The following is a 968-nucleotide window of genomic DNA, read 5'->3' as shown; positions in this document are numbered from 1 at the left end:
GAGCAAAATTTTACTAGTGCTAATGACATACTAGCTGGCTTAAAAGATATGTTTAGAGATGTTTTACAAGAAGCTTTAGAAGCTGAAATGGATGAAGCATTAGGTTACGGAAAATATGATACTATTGAGAAAACTAATGATAATAGCCGTAATGGATATTCAAAGAAGACTATTAAGACAGAACTCGGACCTGTACAGGTCGATATACCAAGAGATAGAAATGGTGAATTTGAACCTAAAATAGTTCCTAAACATCATAGGTCGATCAATGGAATTGAAGATAAGATTTTAGGTCTTTATGCAACAGGAATGACAACCAGAGATATATCTGAACAAATTAAAGAGTTATATGGAGTTGATGTAAGTGCTGAAACTGTCTCGAATATAACAAATAGAATATTACCACTAGTTTCAGAATGGCAAAACAGACCATTAGAAAAGGCTTATTCATTTATCTTTATGGATGCTATACATTATAAAGTAAGAGAAGATAAACAAATTATAGTTAAAGCTGCTTATGTTGTAATAGGTGTTAATCTAGATGGAGAAAAAGAAGTTTTAGGAATATGGATAGGAGCTAATGAGAGTAGTAAGTTTTGGTTATCTGTACTAAATGATCTTAAAAATAGAGGAGTTCAAAATGTTCTTATATTCTGCGTTGACGGGCTTAACGGCTTCAAAGAAGCTATCGGAGCTACATTTCCATTTGCTAAGATACAAAGGTGTATAATACATCAAATTAGATCTAGTATGAAATACATTCCGTATAAAGATAGGAAAGCTTTTGTAGCTGATTTAAAAGGAATCTATAAGGCTATTAACGAAGAAGTTGCAATGGAAAATCTACTATCACTAAAAGAAAAATGGTCTAGTAAATATCCTAATGCAGTTAAGAGCTGGGAAGATAATTGGGATAATTTAAGTACATTCTTTGCATTCCCAGATAATATACGAAGAATAATATATAC

The 968-nt window shown here is 31.6% G+C and carries 1 protein-coding gene; it reads left to right on the top strand.

The features are described from left to right. Positions 1–968: IS256 family transposase (locus GXK56_RS27495; RefSeq protein WP_160693486.1), on the top strand; the 968-nt coding region annotated here is incomplete at both ends.

It is taken from the genome of Clostridium sp. C2-6-12 (assembly GCF_009928485.1).
In the GTDB taxonomy this organism is placed as follows: domain Bacteria; phylum Bacillota; class Clostridia; order Clostridiales; family Clostridiaceae; genus Clostridium.
The sequence above is the reverse complement of the archived record's forward strand: the minus strand, read 5'-3'. Positions and strand labels throughout refer to the sequence as shown.